Origin of the sequence: Rhodococcus sp. CH91, assembly GCF_022554085.1 — a bacterium.
Classification (GTDB): Bacteria; Actinomycetota; Actinomycetes; order Mycobacteriales; family Mycobacteriaceae; genus Rhodococcus.
Genome location: NZ_JAKFYR010000002.1, coordinates 1 through 18,172, shown reverse-complemented (window position 1 = coordinate 18,172; position 18,172 = coordinate 1). Strand labels below are relative to the sequence as shown.

The 18,172-nt window shown below is 67.7% G+C and carries 17 protein-coding genes; 8 read left to right on the top strand and 9 right to left on the bottom strand.

The annotated features are described in order from the left end of the window. Window positions 1–170 precede the first annotated feature (170 nt). From MOM01_RS03705 to MOM01_RS03695, 3 genes are read left to right on the top strand one after another with little or no spacing between them, the layout of a single operon-like run. Window positions 171–2,189 (top strand): alpha-1,4-glucan--maltose-1-phosphate maltosyltransferase, encoded by a 2,019-nt coding sequence (locus MOM01_RS03705; protein ID WP_241384068.1) that lies wholly within the window; start codon window positions 171–173, stop codon window positions 2,187–2,189. Further along, a complete protein-coding gene (gene glgB, locus MOM01_RS03700; RefSeq protein WP_241384067.1) occupies window positions 2,186–4,402 on the top strand; it encodes a 1,4-alpha-glucan branching protein GlgB in 2,217 nt (738 codons plus the stop codon). The genes MOM01_RS03705 and glgB overlap by 4 nt, the downstream gene beginning before the upstream one ends. 28 nt (window positions 4,403–4,430) lie before the next feature. After that, the gene (locus tag MOM01_RS03695) at window positions 4,431–5,879 is read left to right on the top strand and encodes a neutral zinc metallopeptidase (protein ID WP_241384066.1); all 1,449 of its coding nucleotides are present in this window, start codon (window positions 4,431–4,433) and stop codon (window positions 5,877–5,879) included. A gap of 58 nt (window positions 5,880–5,937) precedes the next feature. Here MOM01_RS03695 and MOM01_RS03690 read toward each other — a convergent pair whose 3' ends face one another. The 3 genes from MOM01_RS03690 to MOM01_RS03680 form a co-directional block, all read right to left on the bottom strand. Continuing rightward, window positions 5,938–6,825, bottom strand: a complete 888-nt coding sequence (locus tag MOM01_RS03690) for a tetratricopeptide repeat protein (RefSeq protein ID WP_241384612.1) — start codon at window positions 6,823–6,825, stop codon at window positions 5,938–5,940. A gap of 101 nt (window positions 6,826–6,926) precedes the next feature. Then, window positions 6,927–7,286, bottom strand: coding sequence for a DUF3817 domain-containing protein (locus tag MOM01_RS03685; RefSeq protein ID WP_241384065.1), 360 nt, complete (start codon window positions 7,284–7,286; stop codon window positions 6,927–6,929). Window positions 7,287–7,389: 103 nt separating this feature from the next. Further along, entirely contained in the window at window positions 7,390–8,580 is a 1,191-nt protein-coding gene (locus tag MOM01_RS03680; protein ID WP_241384064.1) for an acetyl-CoA C-acetyltransferase, read from the bottom strand. A 104-nt stretch (window positions 8,581–8,684) separates the two neighbouring features. Here MOM01_RS03680 and mce point away from each other — a divergent pair, with 104 nt between their 5' ends. The 4 genes from mce (at window position 8,685) to MOM01_RS03660 (ending at window position 12,200) form a co-directional block, all read left to right on the top strand. Next, window positions 8,685–9,170, top strand: a complete 486-nt coding sequence (mce, locus tag MOM01_RS03675) for a methylmalonyl-CoA epimerase (protein WP_241384063.1) — start codon at window positions 8,685–8,687, stop codon at window positions 9,168–9,170. 83 nt (window positions 9,171–9,253) lie between these two features. Beyond that, window positions 9,254–10,504, top strand: coding sequence for a hypothetical protein (locus tag MOM01_RS03670; protein WP_241384062.1), 1,251 nt, complete (start codon window positions 9,254–9,256; stop codon window positions 10,502–10,504). A gap of 95 nt (window positions 10,505–10,599) precedes the next feature. Further along, on the top strand, window positions 10,600–11,661 hold the full coding sequence (locus MOM01_RS03665) for a MerR family transcriptional regulator (protein ID WP_241384061.1): 1,062 nt from the start codon (window positions 10,600–10,602) through the stop codon (window positions 11,659–11,661). Window positions 11,662–11,690: 29 nt separating this feature from the next. Beyond that, on the top strand, window positions 11,691–12,200 hold the full coding sequence (locus MOM01_RS03660) for a hypothetical protein (protein ID WP_241384060.1): 510 nt from the start codon (window positions 11,691–11,693) through the stop codon (window positions 12,198–12,200). 19 nt (window positions 12,201–12,219) lie between these two features. On the opposite strand, the gene MOM01_RS03655 is transcribed toward MOM01_RS03660, so the two are convergent. Further along, entirely contained in the window at window positions 12,220–12,543 is a 324-nt protein-coding gene (locus tag MOM01_RS03655) for an ATP/GTP-binding protein (protein WP_241384059.1), read from the bottom strand. Between the two features lie 2 nt (window positions 12,544–12,545). After that, the gene (gene nucS, locus MOM01_RS03650; protein ID WP_241384058.1) at window positions 12,546–13,220 is read right to left on the bottom strand and encodes an endonuclease NucS; all 675 of its coding nucleotides are present in this window, start codon (window positions 13,218–13,220) and stop codon (window positions 12,546–12,548) included. Window positions 13,221–13,262: 42 nt separating this feature from the next. On the opposite strand from nucS, the gene MOM01_RS03645 reads away from it, so the two are divergent. Further along, window positions 13,263–14,825, top strand: a complete 1,563-nt coding sequence (locus MOM01_RS03645) for an adenylate/guanylate cyclase domain-containing protein (RefSeq protein ID WP_241384057.1) — start codon at window positions 13,263–13,265, stop codon at window positions 14,823–14,825. A 4-nt stretch (window positions 14,826–14,829) separates the two neighbouring features. On the opposite strand, the gene ehuA is transcribed toward MOM01_RS03645, so the two are convergent. The 4 genes from ehuA to ehuB all read right to left on the bottom strand — a co-directional run bounded on the left by ehuA (window position 14,830) and on the right by ehuB (window position 17,941). Further along, window positions 14,830–15,594 (bottom strand): ectoine/hydroxyectoine ABC transporter ATP-binding protein EhuA, encoded by a 765-nt coding sequence (gene ehuA, locus MOM01_RS03640; protein ID WP_241384611.1) that lies wholly within the window; start codon window positions 15,592–15,594, stop codon window positions 14,830–14,832. 61 nt (window positions 15,595–15,655) lie between these two features. Further along, complete coding sequence (gene ehuD, locus MOM01_RS03635) at window positions 15,656–16,300, bottom strand: ectoine/hydroxyectoine ABC transporter permease subunit EhuD (protein ID WP_241384056.1); 645 nt, start codon at window positions 16,298–16,300, stop codon at window positions 15,656–15,658. Next, entirely contained in the window at window positions 16,297–17,031 is a 735-nt protein-coding gene (gene ehuC, locus MOM01_RS03630) for an ectoine/hydroxyectoine ABC transporter permease subunit EhuC (protein ID WP_241384055.1), read from the bottom strand. Before ehuC ends, ehuD begins: the two co-directional genes overlap by 4 nt. 16 nt (window positions 17,032–17,047) lie before the next feature. After that, on the bottom strand, window positions 17,048–17,941 hold the full coding sequence (gene ehuB / locus MOM01_RS03625; RefSeq protein WP_241384054.1) for an ectoine/hydroxyectoine ABC transporter substrate-binding protein EhuB: 894 nt from the start codon (window positions 17,939–17,941) through the stop codon (window positions 17,048–17,050). Between the last annotated feature and the right edge of the window lie 231 nt (window positions 17,942–18,172).

Here is an 18,172-nt window from a genome sequence, read left to right as displayed (position 1 = left end):
CGAAGTGAACTGTGGGTTACAGATAATTCCGGGGTCTGCGCGGGGATCCTTCGCGCGTCCCGCCGCACACACAGCCGTGCGACGCGACCTCCATTACGGTGGTGCCGAGACACGGCCGTTGCCCTATCGGCCCTGCTCGTCCACCCGGACCCGGACGGAACGGAGCTAGCGTGACAGGTCGGCTCGCCATCGACGACGTACAACCCTCCATCGACGGAGGGCGCTATCCGACCAAAGCGGTGGTCGGGGAGGTGGTGCCGGTGACCGCCGTGGTGTGGCGGGAAGGCCACGACGCGATCGCCGCGACCCTGGCCGTCCGGGGTCCGGCCGACGACCCGGAGTCCGCCGGGAAGTTGCTGCGCATCCCGATGGTCGAGGGAAGCGAACCGGATGTCTTCCACGCCACCTTCTCCCCCACGAGCGTCGGCACGTGGACCTACCGGATCGAGGCGTGGAGCGATCCGGTCTCGACCTGGCGGCACGCCGTCACGGCGAAGATCGATGCCGGGCAGGACGCCGCCGAACTGGCGAACGACCTCGAGATCGGTGCCCGGATCTTCGAGAAGGCCGCCAAGAGTGCTCCCCGGGGCAGCCGCCCCGCACTGCTGGCCGTCGCCCTGTCGCTGCGCTCGGAGCGGTCGCTGCCCGAGCGTGTGGCTCCGGCCTTCTCCCCCGACGTCACCGAGATCCTGCGCGCGCATCCGCTGCGCGAACTCGTCACCCGCGGGAAGGCGTACACCGCGGTCGTCGACCGGCGGCGCGCACTGTTCGGTTCCTGGTACGAATTCTTCCCGCGCTCCACCGGAGGCTGGAACGAGGACGGCACACCGCGGCACGGCACCTTCGCCACCGCCGCGGCCGATCTGCCGCGGATCGCGGCGATGGGATTCGACGTCGTCTACCTGCCGCCGATCCATCCGATCGGCAAGATCAATCGCAAGGGTCCGAACAACACCCTCGTCGCCGGCCCCGACGACGTGGGCTCGCCGTGGGCGATCGGATCCGACGAAGGGGGCCACGACGCGATCCATCCCCGGCTCGGAACCGAGCAGGACTTCCGCGATTTCGTGACCCGGGCACGGGAGCTCGACCTCGAGGTCGCCCTCGACCTGGCGCTGCAGTGCGCTCCCGACCATCCGTGGGCACGGGAGCATCCGGAATGGTTCACCGTGCTCCCGGACGGCACGATCGCGTACGCCGAGAACCCGCCGAAGAAGTATCAGGACATCTATCCCATCAACTTCGACGACGACCCGGACGGCATCTACGCCGAGGTGCTGCGCGTGGCCCGCCACTGGATCGGCCTGGGCGTGCGCATCTTCCGTGTGGACAATCCGCACACCAAGCCTCCGAGCTTCTGGGAGAAGCTCATCGCCGAGATCAAGCAGACCGATCCGGACGTGCTGTTCCTGTCGGAGGCGTTCACCCGGCCCGCCCGCATGTACGGGCTCGCGCGACGCGGATTCACCCAGTCCTACACGTATTTCACGTGGCGGGTGGCGAAGTGGGAGCTCACCGAGTTCGGTACCGAGATCGCCGCGAAGGCCGACGAGGCGAGACCCAACCTGTTCGTCAACACCCCCGACATCCTGCACGAATCACTGCAGCACGGGGGTCCGGGAATGTTCGCCCTGCGTGCGGCGCTCGCCGCGACGCTGTCCCCCTCCTGGGGGGTCTACTCGGGTTACGAGCTGTACGAGCACGTCGCGGTGCGGCCCGGGAGCGAGGAATATCTCGACTCGGAGAAATACCAGTTGCGGCCACGACGATTCGACGAAGCCCGCCGACGGGGTGAATCCCTCGAGCCGTGGATCACCAGCCTCAATCGCATCCGCCGCGCTCACCCCGCACTGCAGCAGCTGCGCAACATCACCTTTCACCACGTCGACAACGAATCCCTGATCGCCTATTCGAAGTTCGATCCGACCACGGGCGACTGTGTACTCACGGTGATCAACCTCAATCCCTACGGAGCCGAGCAGGGCACGGTGTGGCTCGACATGCCGGCCCTCGGACACGACTGGCAGGACCACTTTCCCGTTTACGACGAAGTCAGCGGGGAACAGTACTCGTGGGGACAGGCCAACTACGTGCGTCTCGAGCCGTGGCGGGCGGTGGCACACATCCTGGCGCTGCCCCCGATCGGCATCCCTACCCGCACAACGCTCGCCTACAGGAGGCAGTCGTGACCGTGCCGCCCCAGTCGCCGGCCTCGGGCGCCGATGCACCGCGCCGCCGTCACAGTCCGCGACCGGAGGATCTGGCGTTGCTCGCCGCCGGCGAGCATCACGATCCGCACTCGGTGCTCGGCGCCCATCCGCATCCGGAGGGCACCGTCGTCCGGGCACTGCGACCGGGCGCAGAGAAGGTCGCCGCGCGCATCGGTGGCCGCGACCATCCGCTCGAACCCGTGGGCGGGGACGTCTTCAGCGCGTTGATCCCGGTGTTCGATCTCGCCGACTACCGATTGGTCGTGACCTATCCGTTCGACCATGTCGAGGTCGTCGCGGACGGCTACCGCTTCATGCCGACACTGGGCGAGCTCGACCGGCACCTGCTCAGCGAGGGACGGCACGAACGCCTGTGGGAGGCGCTGGGCGCCCATCCGCGGACCTACGAGACTCCGGACGGACCCGTGACGGGAACCTCCTTCGCCGTCTGGGCGCCGGGTGCACGCGGGGTCACGGTCGTCGGGGACTTCGACGGCTGGGGCGGACGCACCGCGCCGATGCGCGTGCTCGGCTCGAGCGGGGTCTGGGAGGTGTTCGTCCCGGGCGTCGAACCCGGCGCGCTCTACAAGTACCGCGTGCACGGCCGCGACGGTTCGGTGCGCGACAAGGCCGATCCCATGGCGTTCGGCACCGAGGTACCGCCCGCGACCGCGTCGAAGGTCGTCGAGAGCCGGCACGTCTGGCGCGACGAGGAGTGGATCGCCGCCCGCGAGAAGTCGCAGCCCTGGCAGGAACCGATGTCGGTGTACGAGGTGCACCTCGGGTCCTGGCGGCCCGGACTGAACTACCGTGAGCTCGCCGACCAGCTGGCGGAGTACATCCTCGAAACCGGCTTCACACACGTCGAGCTGCTGCCGGTCGCCGAACATCCCTTCGGCGGGTCGTGGGGATACCAGGTCACCTCCTATTACGCGCCCACCTCCCGTTTCGGGAGTCCCGACGACTTCCGCGCGTTCGTCGACCGGCTCCACGCAGCCGGGATCGGCGTGATCGTGGACTGGGTGCCTGCGCACTTCCCCAAGGACGAGTGGGCGCTCGCGCGCTTCGACGGCAGTCCCCAATACGAACATCCCGATCCGCACCGGGGCGAACAACTCGACTGGGGAACCTACGTCTTCGACTACGGCCGGCCGGAGGTCCGCAACTTCCTCGTCGCCAATGCGCTGTACTGGATCGAGGAATTCCACATCGACGGCCTGCGCGTCGACGCCGTCGCTTCGATGCTGTATCTCGACTACTCGCGTCCCGAAGGCGGATGGACTCCGAACATCTACGGGGGCCGGGAGAACCTCGAGGCCGTCGCCTTCCTGCAGGAGCTCAACGCCACGGTGCACAAGCACTATCCGGGCATCGTCACGGTCGCCGAGGAGTCGACCTCGTGGCCGGGCGTGACCCGGCCGACGAATGTCGGCGGGCTCGGCTTCACCATGAAATGGAATATGGGCTGGATGCACGACACCCTCGGTTATCTCGGCCGGGATCCGGTGCACCGCACCTTCCACCACCACGAGATCACGTTCTCGCTCGTGTACGCGTGGAGCGAGAACTTCGTGCTGCCCATCAGCCACGACGAGGTCGTCCACGGCAAGGGCACATTGTGGACGCGCCTGCCGGGCGACGACGCGACGCGCGCCGCGGGTCTGCGTTCGATGCTCGCGTACATGTGGGCCCATCCCGGCAAACAGCTGCTGTTCATGGGCCAGGAGTTCGGGCAGGTCGCCGAATGGTCCGAGGAGCGTGGGCTCGACTGGTGGCAGCTCGACGAGCCGCTCCACGCCGGCGTCCGTCGCCTCGTGTGCGATCTCAACGGGATCTACCGCTCGCATCAGGCGTTCTACACGCTCGACACCACTCCCGGCGGATATTCCTGGATCGATGCGAACGACGCCCACAACAACGTCCTGTCGTTCCTGCGCTACGGCAGCGACGGTTCGGTGGTTGCGTGTCTGCACAACTTTTCGGGCACCACGTACGCGGACTATCGTGTCGGATTGCCCGAACCGGGCACGTGGGAGGAAGTCCTGAACACGGACGCGATCGACTACCAGGGCAACGGGGCCGGCAATTTCGGCGCCGTCGAGGCGGGCGAGCATTCGTGGCACGGACGTCCCGCGTCGGCTCGGGTGACCTTGCCTGCGCACGGAGCGATCTGGTTGTCGCTGCGGAGGTGACGCTGCCCGACGACAGGAGCACAACGACATGCGACGGACGCACCGGTTCGCGCGACTGGTGGTGCCCGCACTGACCGTCGTCCTGCTGGCAGGATGCGCTCAGCAGATCGAAGGAACGGCGGTATCGATCTACGACAACCCCTACGCGGTCGCGGGCCTGCCCGTCACGTCGGGGGCGTCCGGTCCGCGTGACGGTGTTCCCGACGCGGACGTGACCGTGGAGAACACCGACGGCGGTCCCGTCGACATCCTCGCCGCCAATGCGATCGCCGACATCGAGGAGTACTGGCGCCAGGAGTTCGGTTCCGTCGCCCGGGGCGCCTTCCGTCCTGTGGAGACGATCGTGTCGTGGGATCCGTCCGACCGGTGGGGGCCGCGATTCTGCGGCAAGCCCACCTACGATTTCATCAACGCGGCCTACTGCAGCGGCGGTGACGAGATCGGATGGGACCGCACCTTCCTCATGCCGCAGCTGATCGACAGTTTCGGTCCGATGGCAGCGGTGATGGTCCTGGCCCACGAATACGGGCACGCCGTCCAGCACACCGCAGGACTGGTCGCCGAGGACGATCCGGGCATCGTCTTCGAGCAGCAGGCCGATTGTTTCGCCGGGGCATTCATGCGGCACGTCGCGGAGGGGCGGTCGGCGCACTTCCGGCTCGACACCTCGGACGGGCTCAACAACGTGCTCGCGTCGATGGTGTTGTTCAGGGACGCCGATCCGCACGACCCGGATTCCGTTCACGGCTCGGCGTTCGAACGCGTCACGGCAGTGCAGATCGGGTTCACGGACGGATCGGCCGCGTGCGCGCGCATCGACGCCGCCGAGGTCGAGTCGCGCCGCGCCGACCTGCCCCGGTACCACGGCGGTGAGGGCGACGGCGAGCTCCCGGTCACCGCGGAGTCCGTCGAGATGATCTTCGATTCGTTCCATCAGGTCTTCGATCTCGAGTCGCCGCCCGCCCTCGACCTGTCCGGCGCGGACCTGGGTTGCCCCGACGCCCGGGCCACCTCCCCGGTGTCGTACTGCCCGGCGACGAACACGGTGGGCGTCGACGTGGACGTGCTGGCGGAGCTCGGTACGGCCGCTCCCTCGGGAAGCGGCTTCGACCCCGGCGTGCGCGGCGACTACAACGCCTACGTGCTCGTCGCCTCCCGGTACACCCTGGCCGTGCAGCGGGAGGCGAGCCAGTCGCTCACCGAGCCGCGCACGGCCCTGCGGGCCGCCTGCCTGGCGGGGGTGATCAGCGCGGCCCTGAGTCCGGAGAGCACCGTCGCCTCGGATGTCGATCCCGCCGAGGTGCTGGTGTGGCTCTCACCCGGGGATCTCGACGAAGCCGTGTCGGGCCTGCTCACCGACGGCCTGGCGGCCAGCGATGTCAACGGCAACACGGTACCGAGCGGTTTCTCCCGGGTGGATGCCTTCCGGACCGGGGTGCTCGGCGGCGAAGCCGCCTGCACCGGGCGCTACCGCTGAGACGACACCGGCCGCTCACCCTTGGGGGCGAGCGGCCGGTACGACCTGCGGTGGACCGTCAGTACAGCGCCATCGCGAGCTTGCGACGCGCCGCCACCACGGCCGGGTCCGACGGGTCGAACAGCTCGAACAGTTCGAGGAGCCGGGTGCGCGCCGCGGTCCGTTCGTCACCGGCACTGCGCCGCACGAACTCGATGAGCCGACCGAAGGCGGCCTCCGGTTTCTGGGCGAACAGTTCTGCGTCCGCCGCGGCGAACTGGGCCTCGAGATCGGCCGGTGCGGCATCCGCGCGCTCGATCGCATCCTCCGGGAGGCTGCTCGCGCGCGCGAGGAAGCGCACTTGCCGCAGGGCGGCCTGCGCCTCGGTGTTACCGGGCTCGGAATTCAGGACCAGCTGGTAGGCCGCCTCGGCGCCGTCGAAGTCGCCGTTCTCGAGGGCCTGTTCGGCAGCTTCGAAGCGCGGGTCGGCCGGCTGCTCCTCGGGCTCCGCACCGGGCGGACCCGACAGCTTGCCGACCACGGCGTTCTGGATGGCGTCGAGCCACTGCCGCAGTGCAGCTTCGGGCTGGACCCCCTGGAAGTCGGCGAGCGGCTGTCCGGCGGCGAGCGCGACGACCGTGGGCACCGACTGGACACCGAAAGCCTGCGCGATACGCGGATTCGCGTCGACGTCGACCTTCGCGAGAACCCACGCACCGCCGGCCTCGTTCGCGAGTTTCTCGAGGACGGGTGAGAGTTGCTTGCACGGCTGGCACCAGGTCGCCCACAGATCGACGATCACGGGTACCTGCATCGAACGCTGCAGCACTTCGGTTTCGAACGTCGCTTCGGTGACGTCCACTATCGGGGCGATGCCGCCGGGTGCGGCGCCGTCGCCGCCGGCCGCGGGCGGAGGCGGAGCGGCGGCCCTCTCCTTGAGCGGTGAGAGATCCACCGCGCCGGACATCGCCGCGGCGACGGCGGCAGAACGTGCTGGACGGGAACCGGGTCGAGTCACGTCCACCAGTTTGTCACGAGTTCACCGAGTCGCGCTGCGCGGTCCGGCGGTCAGGCGGTCGCCGGAACTTCTTCGCGGGTTCCGGGAGCGGACAGCTCCGCGAGGCGGCCGGTGCGCACCGCCCAGCGCTCGAAGACGATCGTGCCGAAGGGCGGCACGCTGGAGACGAGTGCGAGGAAGGTCGTCTTCAGGTCCCACTTGAGCGAGACCGCCGTGACGAGCGAGATGACGACGAACGGGATGAACCCGGCCACGCCGTGCACCATGCCCGGAATCGCGATCGCTTCCTCGTAACCGAGAACCCATTTGAAGAACATGGCGATCAGGAGCGCGAGCCAGGTCACTGCTTCCCAGATGGCGATCAGGCGAAAGCGTTTCGCAGGGGTGGACACGTCGAGGATGTTGGTCATGCGGCCATTGTGCCGAAGGGCCTACGACAAGCCGTAGTTCAGTGAGCGACATCACAGCCCCGGCACGCTTGCGCCGGGGCCGTGATCGTGCTCGGGAAGTGGACTAGGACTTGGGGACCCGGACGATGAGGGCGTCGCCCTGGCCGCCACCGCCGCACAGAGCAGCAGCACCGATGCCGCCACCGCGACGCTTCAGCTCGAGCGCCAGGTGCAGCACGATGCGCGCCCCCGACATGCCGAGCGGATGGCCGAGCGCGATCGCGCCGCCGTTGACGTTGACCTTCGCGGGGTCGATATCCAATTCGCGGGCCGAGACGATGCCCACCGCGGCGAACGCCTCGTTGATCTCCACCAGGTCGAGATCGGCCGGGTCGATGCCCTCGCGCTCACAGGCCTGCGCGATCGCCCGCGCGGGCTGCGACTGCAACGTCGAGTCCGGACCGGCGACGACACCGTGGCGTCCGATCTCGGCGATCCAGCTCAACCCGAGTTCGGTGGCCTTCTCCTTGCTCATCACCACGACCGCTGCGGCGCCGTCGGAGATCTGCGACGCCGAACCGGCGGTGACGGTGCCGTCCTTGGAGAAGGCCGGGCGCAGCGAGCCGAGCGACTCGACGGTGGTCTCCGGACGGATACCCTCGTCGGCGGCGAAGACGATCGGATCGCCCTTGCGCTGCGGGATCGACACCGGGACGACCTCGTCGTCGAACAGGCCGTCCTTCCAGGCACGCGCAGCGTTCTGATGCGAAGCGGCCGCGAAGGTGTCCTGCTCCTCGCGGGAGACGAACTTCTCGCCGGAATTGGCCGACTCGGTGAGGTTGCCCATCGCCTGGTCGGTGAAGATGTCGTGCAGACCGTCGAAGGCCATGTGGTCACGCAGTGTGACATCGCCGTACTTGAAGCCCGCACGGGACTTCTCGAGGATGTGCGGGGCCTGGCTCATCGATTCCTGGCCGCCGGCGACGACGACGTCGAACTCGCCCGCCCGGATCAGCTGATCGGCCATCGCGATCGCGTTGATGCCGGACAGGCAGACCTTGTTGATCGTCAACGCCGGCACGCTCATCGGGATGCCGGCGGCGACGGCCGCCTGACGAGCAGGGATCTGACCGGCACCGGCGGTGAGGACCTGGCCCATGATCACGTACTCGACCTGCTCCGGAGCCACACCGGCACGCTCGAGCGCACCCTTGATCGCCACGCCACCGAGATCCGATCCGGAGAAGTCCTTGAGCGAACCCTGCAGACGCCCCATGGGCGTACGGGCTCCGGCGACGATGACAGAACTACTCACGGGACATTCCTCCGGGAGATCGGCATTTGATCGGGAAACTCCGCTCGGGCATCCGGCTGAATCCCGATAGGAGTGCATCCAACGGTACCGCTACCGTCTACAGCATGACCGAGACCTCTCCCACATCTTCTCCGGCGGCGTCCGTTCTCGCCTCCGGGCTCGTCACCGCCATCGATCACGTCGGCATCGCGGTTCCCGATCTGGATGCAGCGCTCGCCTGGTACGCCGAGAACCTCGGCCTCGTCTCCACTCACGAGGAGGTGAACGAGGAACAGGGCGTACGTGAGGCAATGCTGTCCGTGCCGGGCAGCCCCGAGGGCGCCACGCAGATCCAGCTGCTCGCCCCGCTCGACGAGAACTCGACGATCGCCAAGTTCCTCGACCGCAGCGGGCCGGGCCTGCAGCAGCTCGCCTACCGTGTCTCCGACCTCGACGCGATCTCCACCGCGCTGCGTGAGCGCGGCGTGCGGTTGCTGTACGACGCTCCCCGTCGCGGTACCGCGGATTCGCGCATCAATTTCCTGCACCCGAAGGACGCGGGCGGCGTCCTCGTCGAACTCGTCGAACCTGCAGCGCACCCCGCTCACTGACGGCCGTTCCGGTGTGCTCCCGAGCGTGGATCGGACGGGAGCGCACCGGGGTCGTACCCGCATACAGCGGGTAGATTGTCTCCATGGTCTTCGATCGTGATCGCGCACCCAGCCACCTGCCGTTCTCCATCGTGCGTAAGGGCTTCGACCGCGACGAGGTGACCAATTACTTCGCACGGTTCGAGGCCGAGCTGCGCGTGACCGCCACCGACCGCGACGCGGCGGCGGCGCAGGCCCGGGATCTGGCCCGCCAGCTCGAGAACGCGCGAAACGAGATCGACGAACTGCGCAAGGATGTCGATCGGCTGTCGGTTCCGCCCACTACCGCCGAGGGCATGAGCGACCGTATCTCGCGGATGCTGCGTCTCGCCTCCGACGAGGCCTCGGAGCTGCGTGCCCGCGCCGAGGCGGACGCCGCCGAGATGATCTCGCTCGCGGAGCAGGAAGGCATCCGCCTGCGCGGCGACTACGAGAAGAAGCTCGCCGAGCTCGAGGACACCCGTCTCGCGTTCGCCGCGGAGCACGAGCGCACGATGGCCGCGGCCCGCAGCGAGGCCGATCGCATCGTCGCGGCCGCTCGGGCCGAAGCAGAGCGCCTCGGAGCCGAAGCGCAGGCCAAGCGCGAGCAGGTGCAGCAGGACTTCGAGATCACCATGGCCGAACGCCGCACCAAGCTGCTCGGCGCTCTCGACGAGCTCGAACGGACGAGCAAGGCCGAAGCCGAGCGCCGCGTCGAACAGGCGACGCAGGAGGCGGAACGGCGGCTCACCCGCGCCACCGAGCAATCCGAACGGAAGGTGGCCAACGCGCGCGACCTCACCGAGGAACTTCGTGTCCTGCGCGGACGCATCCTCGGCCAGCTCGAGGCGGTTCGCGAACAGCTCGACGACGTGCCGACCCTGCTGGCAGCGATCAATCGCGAGGGGGACCTGCTCGACCGGGAGATCTCCCTCGACGAACCCCGCACGACGGTGCTCGGCCCCGCACGCGATGCGAAGGAGCCCGCCGGCGACGGCTCGGCGAAGCCCGCCGCCGGCGGCTCGGCCGATACGACGTCGGTGGCGGCCGAGCCGGTCGCCGCGACGCCGGACGAGACCGCGCGGATCCCGCAGGCCGATGCGAAGAGGCCCGATGAGGTCCGGAACGAGCGGCAGGGTTCGGCACCAGAACCGAATACGGCCCCGCAACCGAGCACACAGCAGGGTTCGGCGACCGGTCCCCGTGCGGCCGCATCCTCACCCTCACCGACTGCCTCGACGGCACCCCGACCGCCCTCGGCCGGTGCCGGTGTCCAGGGGCGTTCCCCCGCGGTGGCCAGCAAGGTCCGCAACTGACGGGGGTGCGTCGCCGAACGACTCCGGGGGCCGATTGTCGATGCTCCGGAGCCGGGGGTTGACCTTCGAGTCGGTCGAGGGTCGATGATGGCCCCGTGACGGACCCGAAGTTGATGTCGATCGGTGTTTTCGCCGAACGCGTGGGGCTGACCGCGAGTGCCCTGCGGTTCTACGACGATGCCGGCCTGCTGCGCCCCGAGCGGGTCGATCCGTCGACCGGATATCGGTTCTACGGTCCGTCTCAACTGGCCCAGGCCTCCCGGCTGCGCCGATTGCGCGAGATCGGGATGCCGTTGTCCGTCGTCGCCGACTTCTTCGCCGCCGATGCGGACGAGGCTGCGCGACTGATCGACGAGCAGGTCGCCGAGGTGACCGCCGAGGCGGACAGGGTCCGACGGGTCGCCGCGGACCTCCGGGCGTCCCTCCGTTCCGGTTCCTGCCCGATCGTTGCCACCTTGCCGGGCCCGGTCCTGGCCGCAGCCATCGATCAGATCTCGGCCTCCACGAGTCACGACCCCGCCGCACCGGTTCTCGGGGGTGTTCACGTGGAGGCCGATTCCGGCGCGGTGACCCTGACCGCCACCGACCGGTACCGGCTCGCCACCCGAACGCTGGTGCCCCTGCACTCCGTCGCCCCGTCCTGGACGGGCACGCTTGCGGGCGACGAACTCCGCTCCCTTACTTCCCGGCTCCGCCGCAGCTCCGTGGTGACGATCGAAGCGAACGAACGATGGTCGGCTTTCCGCACGGTCGACGGCGACGTCCACCACTGCCGCCTGCTGACCGATCGATTTCCGGACCACCGTCTGCTGGTGCGATCGCTCCCGCCGGTGACCCACCGGATCACGATCGGGAAGCGCCAGGTCGTGAGAGTGCTCGAGCAGCAGGCGCCGGAGATCGTCGGTCTGCACACCTCCGGTGGCAAGCCTCGCTTGATCCTGGTCGACGGCGACGAGATATGTCTCGACGGCACCGCCAGCGGTCCCGGCCTGACCACATGGTTCGACCTGACCACAGTGTATCCGGCATGGAGTCACGCGATCGGCGACGACCTGATGCTCGACCTGCGAGGCCCCGATCTGCCGGTCACGGTCCGGTCGGCCGACGAAGGCGATCTCACCATGCTCGTCATGCCCCGCCACGCCCCCGCAGCCTGACCCACGCCGGCTCTCGCCGAGGAGGTTCCATGTCCGACGCCCCCACCACATCCGATCTCACGATGGACGCGATCGCCGTCGCCGTAGCCCTCGGTCACCGCGGCGATGCCGACTCGGCCGTGCGCGACCTGCTGTCCCTCTGGCGGCAGATCGGAGTGACGGGCGATCCACTCCACCGCTGCACACTGGCGCACCATCTGGCCGACCTCTGCGACGACCCCGCCGAGTCACTCGTATGGGACGTGCGCGCCCTCGACGCCGCCGATGCGCTCACCGACGGACGCGTCCGGCGGCACCACGACGCCCTTCGTGTCGCGGGCTTCTACCCGAGCCTCCATCTGAACCTGGCCGACGACTTCCGTCGTCTCGGCGCGTTCCGGGCGGCCGGAGATCACCTCGACCGTGCCGAGGAGCGGATGCCCGCACTTCCCGACGGTCCGTACGGCGACACCATCCGCTCGGCGGTCCGTGAGGTTCGGCAGGCCGTCGCCGTCCGTGACACGGGCCCGCGAGCGTCCGCTCCCGGCCCCGCCCGATGACGTGCGGAACGGGAGACGGTCAGGACCAGCGCCGCGTCGGACGACGTGTCGCCCGACTCGACCAGCACCCGTTGTGCCAGTGCCGACGATCCTCGGCACCACCGAGGGTGTCGCTCGGCCATGCGACGACGTGCGGTGTCCCCGGAGCGATCTCGTGATCGCAGCCCGGGCACCGATACGGCTTGGTGGCGCGTGAACCGGGAACGGTCCGCACCGTGAAACGCTCCCCCTCCGCGCCCGCGGGACCGTTCTCCGTGCGAACGGTGGCCCCGAAGTAGGCCGGAGCGTCGCCGGTCTCTCCGGCGCGCGTGCGGCCGGTGCGGGATCTGTTGCGACGCGGCACGATCAGAACAATCTGAACTCGGTGCTCTCGGTACCGCGCAACGCCTCGTAGTCGAGAACGATGCAGCGGATGCCCCGGTCCGTGGCCAGGGTCCGTGCCTGCGGCTTGATCTGCTGCGCCGCGAAGACGCCGGTGACCGGAGCGAGCAGCGGATCCCGGTTGAGCAGTTCGAGATAGCGGGTGAGCTGTTCCACACCGTCGATCTCCCCGCGCCGCTTCACCTCCACCGCGACGGTGGCGCCGTCGGCATCCCGGCACAACAGGTCCACCGGTCCGATGGCTGTGGGGTACTCACGACGGATCAGCGTGAAGCCTGCACCGAGAGTCTCGACGTGTTCGGCGAGCAGTTCCTGCAGGTGCGCCTCGACGCCGTCCTTGATCAAGCCGGGGTCGACGCCGAGTTCGTGGCTCGAGTCGTGGTCGACCTCTTCCAGGGTGATCCGCAACTGCTCGCCCGCCTTGTTCGTCACCACCCAGAGCGCCTCGGCATCCTCGACGGATTCCTCTTCGAGCCAGCAGGGCGGGCTCATCCAGTTCAGAGGCTTGTAGGCACGGTCGTCGGCGTGGATACTCACGGAACCGTCGGCTTTGACGAGAAGGAGACGTCGGGCCGTCGGCAGATGAGCCGTCAGGCGTCCGATGTAGTCCACACGGCAACGGGCAATCACAAGACGCACACAGCCACCCTAGAGGATCGACTCGTCTACTCTCGAACGACCATGCCCGCACGCAGACACCGCACGGCCCCGCTCGGCTCGGCGATCCTGGGAGAGCCCGCCGAACCGATCCGGCGCCAACGGATACGGATCCAATCCCTGTTGACGTTGTCGCTGATCGGCACCCATCTCGTCGGCGCGCTGATCGTGGCGGCGTTGATCAACGTCGTGATCCCGGGCCCGTCCGTGCTGACCTCCGACTTCCTCGTGGTCACCGCGATCCTCGCCCCGGTCTACGTGTTCTCGGCTGTCGTGATCGGCTCGGTCTTCGGCACACGTGCCGCGCTCCGACGGCTGCGGTGGGCGCTGGAGAACCGCCCTCCCACCCCGCAGGAACAACGGGTCGCCCTGCGGATGCCGTGGCGCACCACCCTCCAGCAGGGAGCGCTGTGGTTCATCGGGTTGATCCTCTTCACCATCGGGTTCGGGGTGATCGACCCGCAGACGATCCCGAAGGTCGCGCTGACGATCACTCTGGCCGGGATCACGGTGTGCGGATTCGCCTACATGTTCACCGATTTTGCACTGCGCCCCATCGCCGCACGTGCTCTCGAGGCCGGCATACCGCGCCGCCCCCGACTGGCCGGTACCACCGGGCGGGTGATGCTCGCATGGACTCTGGGCAGTGCCGTACCGATCGTCGGGCTGATCTTCATCGCGGTGTTCAGTTTCATCCGTCCGGTGACGTCCACGCGGCTGGCGGTGACGATCTTCGCGATCGGCGGGCTCGGTCTGCTCACCGGTTCCCTGCTGATGTTCCTCACCATCCGCTCGACCATCGCGCCGATCGAGTCGGTGCGGGCCGGGATGCAACGCATCGAGGCCGGCCGCTTCGACACCGCCGTCATCGTGTACGACGGAACCGAACTGGGACAGCTGCAGACCGGCTTCAACCGGATGGCCGAAGGACTGCGCGAACGGGAACGACTACGCGAAGTGTTCGGTAAGCACGTCGGCCGGGACGTCGCGGACGCGGCCCTGGCGGAACCCGGTGGTCTCGGCGGCGAGGAACGGGACGTCGCGGTCCTCTTCGTCGACATCGTCGGCTCCACCGCCCTGGCCGCCAGTCACCCACCCACCGAGGTGGTGGCGCTGCTCAACCGGTTCTTCGCGGTCGTCGTGGATGAAGTGCACGCGGCCGGCGGATTCGTCAACAAGTTCGAAGGCGATGCGGCACTGGCGATCTTCGGGGCTCCCGTAGACCTCGACAACGCCGCGGGGTGCGCACTCGGCGCGGCACGAAGGATGGCGAGCCGTCTGGCGGACGAGGTGCCCGAGTGCCGCGCCGGGATCGGGGTCACGGCGGGTCGCGCGGTCGCCGGAAACATCGGCGCGCAGGAACGCTTCGAGTACACGGTCATCGGTGACCCCGTCAACGAAGCAGCGCGACTGTCCGATCTCGCCAAAACCGTTCCCGGTTACGTGGCGGCGTCTGCGCGCACGGTGGAACTCGCGCCCGAGGACGAGGGATCCCTGTGGGAGCCGGGTCAGGAGGTCGTGCTGCGCGGCCGCACGGAACCGACACGGCTGGCCGTTCCGCGACGAGCACAGCTCTCGACCTCGTGAGCATTCACTCCCCCGCCAGCACTGCGTCGAGGAACTTCCGGGTGCGTTCCTCTCTGGGGTCGGTGAAGATGCGGTCGGGTGGTCCCTCTTCCACGATGCGGCCCCGGTCGAACATCAACACCCGATCGGAGACGTCCCGGGCGAAGTGCATCTCGTGCGTGACGATCAGCATCGTGATGTCCGTGGTGTCGGCGATGGTGCGCAGCACGTCGAGCACATCGGCGACGAGCTCGGGATCGAGTGCCGAGGTGACCTCGTCGAGCAGCAGGATCTCGGGGTCCATCGCCAGGGCACGCGCGATGGCGACCCGCTGTTGCTGACCGCCCGACAATTGGGTGGGATGCGCGTTCTCCTTGTCGGACAGTCCGACCATCGCGAGCAGTTCTCGTGCACGATCCCGAGCGTCGGACTTGCTGCGGCCGAGGACGTGGACCGGCGCCTCGGTGAGGTTCTCCATCACGTTCATGTTGGGAAACAGGTTGAACTGCTGGAAGACCATGCCGATGCTTCGACGCATCCTGCGTAGATATCGTTCGGATGCGGGGACGAGCCGTGACCCCTTGCGTTCGTGGCTGAGGGGCTCGCCCTTGACCCACACCACACCGTCGTCGACCTTCTCGAGTGTCATGAGCAGGCGCAGGATCGTCGTCTTGCCCGAGCCGCTCGGGCCGATCAGGGTGACCCGTTCACCGGCGGAGACCGCGAAGTCCAGATGGTCGAGGACGACGTGATCACCGAACTTCTTGACGACGGAGTCGAATCGGATCATCGCCCCGTCGGATGTCGCGGCAGGTGGCGATTCGCTTCCCCCGCCGGGTTCCTTGTTCGTCTCAATAGGCAAGGCGACGCTCCAATCGGCGTACGAGCAACGACGTCGGGTAACTGGCGATGAGGAAGATCAGGCCCGCCATGGTCAGCGGTTCGAGGTACTGGAAGTTGCGCGCCCCGAACTGCTGCGCGGCCGTCACCATCTCCACGACCGAAATCGTGAACAGGAACGGCGTGTCCTTGAACAGAGAGATCGCATAGTTCCCCAGGGCGGGGACGACCCGGCGTACCGCCTGGGGAAGGATCACCGCACGCCAGGTGTGCGTCGGCGACAGCGACAGTGCACGGCACGCTTCCCACTGCCCCTTGGGGACCGCGTCGATACCCGCCCGGTACACCTCGGCCATATAGGTCGAATAGTGGATTCCCAGTACTGCGATACCTATCTGCAGCGCACTGAACTGCGGCAGCAGGTAGTACACGAACAGCAGCTGCACCACCAGCGGTGTGAGCCGGATGAATTGCACGACGGTGGAGAGCGCGGTCGCCAGCGGCTTGGGAAGCGATCGGCGCGCGATCGCCACCACGAGCCCGAGCACGGCCGCCACCACGAACCCGAGAACGGTCGCGAGCAGCGTGATCCGGAAGCCTTCGAGCAACACCGGCAGTGCTTCGGCCGCCCTCTCCCAACTCCAGTCCACGTTCATGGTCTCGCTCCCACCGGTTCGTCGAGCACCGGTGCGAACCCGAAGATCTCACGCAGCGTCGGGCCCGTGCCCAGCCGGCTCTTCGCACGCACCTCCAGCGCATTCATCAGGAGAGTGAGGACGTAACCGAGCACGAAGTACAACACCAGGCCGACACCGAAGGCGAAGATCGTGTCGCCGGTTCCTCGCCGGAGTTGCTCGACCTGAAAGGTCAGATCCTGCAAGAGGATATAGCTTGCGAGCGCTGTCCCCTTGAGCAGCTGGATGAGCAGATTCGTCAACGGAGGGATCATTTCGGCCCAGGCCTGAGGGAAGACCACCCGCCGCATCCGTTGCCAGTAGCCGAAATTCAACGCCGTCGCCGCCTCCCATTGGGGCTTCGGCACCGACGCGATGGCACCGCGCACCACCTCCGCTCCGTAAGCGCCGTAGTTCAGCGACAGCGCGAGGATTCCGCAGACGATCGGTTCGAGCCGGTAGCCGAACAGGGGCAGCACGTAGAAGAACCAGAAGAGCTGCACGAGAAGCGACGTTCCCCGGAAGAACTCGATGACCACGCGGGCGCTCCCGCGCAGAACGATGTTCTTCGCACCCGCGGCCAGCCCGAAGGCGACCGCGAGCAGGAACGCGAAAACAGCACTCCCGACGGTCAGTTCGACGGTGACGAGCATGCCGTCGAGCAAGCGCGGCAGGAAGTCCCACAGCACGTCGATCTGGGATGCGAAATCCATGACGACGCAGCCTGATTCAGGAAACGCCTTCGCAGAGCACTTCTGTGGTCAGTTCCGGGTCGGGCATTTCCGCCTCCGTGAAGCCGAACTCCCCCACGATCGACAGATACCTGTCCCGGTCGGAGGTGATCTTCTCGAGTTCCGCGTTGTACGCATCACGAAGTTCGGTGTCCTCCTTGCGGAAGACCGTTCCGCCGGCTCCGACCTGGGGCACTCCGTCGATCTCTGCGACGAACGACTCGGTGACATCCACCGGTGCGTTCTCGTTGTTCTGCTTCATCCAGTTCAGGGAGATACCGGTGAGAGCGAAGACGTCGGCGCGCCCGTTGACGACCGCGTCCATACCGTCCTGCGGAGAGGCGACCTGCAGGGCATCGATACCGAGCGCCGACGCATAATCGGATTCGATGGCACCGGTCAGTACCGCCATACGGACGCCGCTGTCGGCGATCGACTGCATGTCGTCGAGTTGCTCCGGATTTCCCTGCGGAACCATCAGAGCAGTGGTGTAGTTGAATTCCGGCTCGCTGAACAGTGCCTGTTCACAGCGCTGCGGCAGGATCGACATGCCGGCACTGACCACATCGAAGCGTCCCGCCTGCAGGCCGGGGATGAGTGCGCCGAAGTCGGTGGACACTCCCTCGACGTTCTCGATGCCCAGGTTCCGGAAGATCTCGCGGTGCAGTGCGACCGTCGCGCCGGTCAGTTCACCGTCCTGCATGAAGCTGTACGGCGCCTCGCCGGCGAACCCGACGGTCACCGTTCCGTCGTCCCGAAGTCGTTCCAAGGTGGACCCGCCACCTTCGTTGTCGACGCTGGTGCAGCCCGTGACTGCAGCTCCGAGAAGGCCGAATCCCGCGATTGCCGCGGTGATCCTGCCGGCAGCGGTCGTTCTCGTGAGGTCCCTCATCGCTACGCCCCCTTCTCGTCGGACGGGCCGCCTCCGGGCGACACGTCCGAAATCTGCACGAACCGTACGGATCGCATGAGCGGACGTTACCCACATCTCACAGGGAAGCCCGGGGCCGAGACCGGTTGTTACCATCTCGTGATCCGGAACGGCCCCGCAGAAGCCTGACCATCGGACGGGAAGTCCCGAAAATGCCGAAGACCCCCAACAAGGTTGGGGGTCTTCGGTAAC

Excerpts from the sequence above, each read along its gene's own strand:
- MOM01_RS03695 (WP_241384066.1), top strand. The coding sequence starts at position 4,431 with ATGCGACGGACGCACCGGTTCGCGCGACTGGTGGTGCCCGCACTGACC.
- MOM01_RS03690 (WP_241384612.1), bottom strand. The coding sequence starts at position 6,825 with ATGTCCGGCGCGGTGGATCTCTCACCGCTCAAGGAGAGGGCCGCCGCT.
- MOM01_RS03685 (WP_241384065.1), bottom strand. The coding sequence starts at position 7,286 with ATGACCAACATCCTCGACGTGTCCACCCCTGCGAAACGCTTTCGCCTG.
- mce (WP_241384063.1), top strand. The coding sequence starts at position 8,685 with ATGACCGAGACCTCTCCCACATCTTCTCCGGCGGCGTCCGTTCTCGCC.
- MOM01_RS03670 (WP_241384062.1), top strand. The coding sequence starts at position 9,254 with ATGGTCTTCGATCGTGATCGCGCACCCAGCCACCTGCCGTTCTCCATC.
- MOM01_RS03660 (WP_241384060.1), top strand. The coding sequence starts at position 11,691 with ATGTCCGACGCCCCCACCACATCCGATCTCACGATGGACGCGATCGCC.
- MOM01_RS03645 (WP_241384057.1), top strand. The coding sequence starts at position 13,263 with ATGCCCGCACGCAGACACCGCACGGCCCCGCTCGGCTCGGCGATCCTG.
- ehuA (WP_241384611.1), bottom strand. The coding sequence starts at position 15,594 with ATGATCCGATTCGACTCCGTCGTCAAGAAGTTCGGTGATCACGTCGTC.
- ehuD (WP_241384056.1), bottom strand. The coding sequence starts at position 16,300 with ATGAACGTGGACTGGAGTTGGGAGAGGGCGGCCGAAGCACTGCCGGTG.
- ehuC (WP_241384055.1), bottom strand. The coding sequence starts at position 17,031 with ATGGATTTCGCATCCCAGATCGACGTGCTGTGGGACTTCCTGCCGCGC.
- ehuB (WP_241384054.1), bottom strand. The coding sequence starts at position 17,941 with ATGAGGGACCTCACGAGAACGACCGCTGCCGGCAGGATCACCGCGGCA.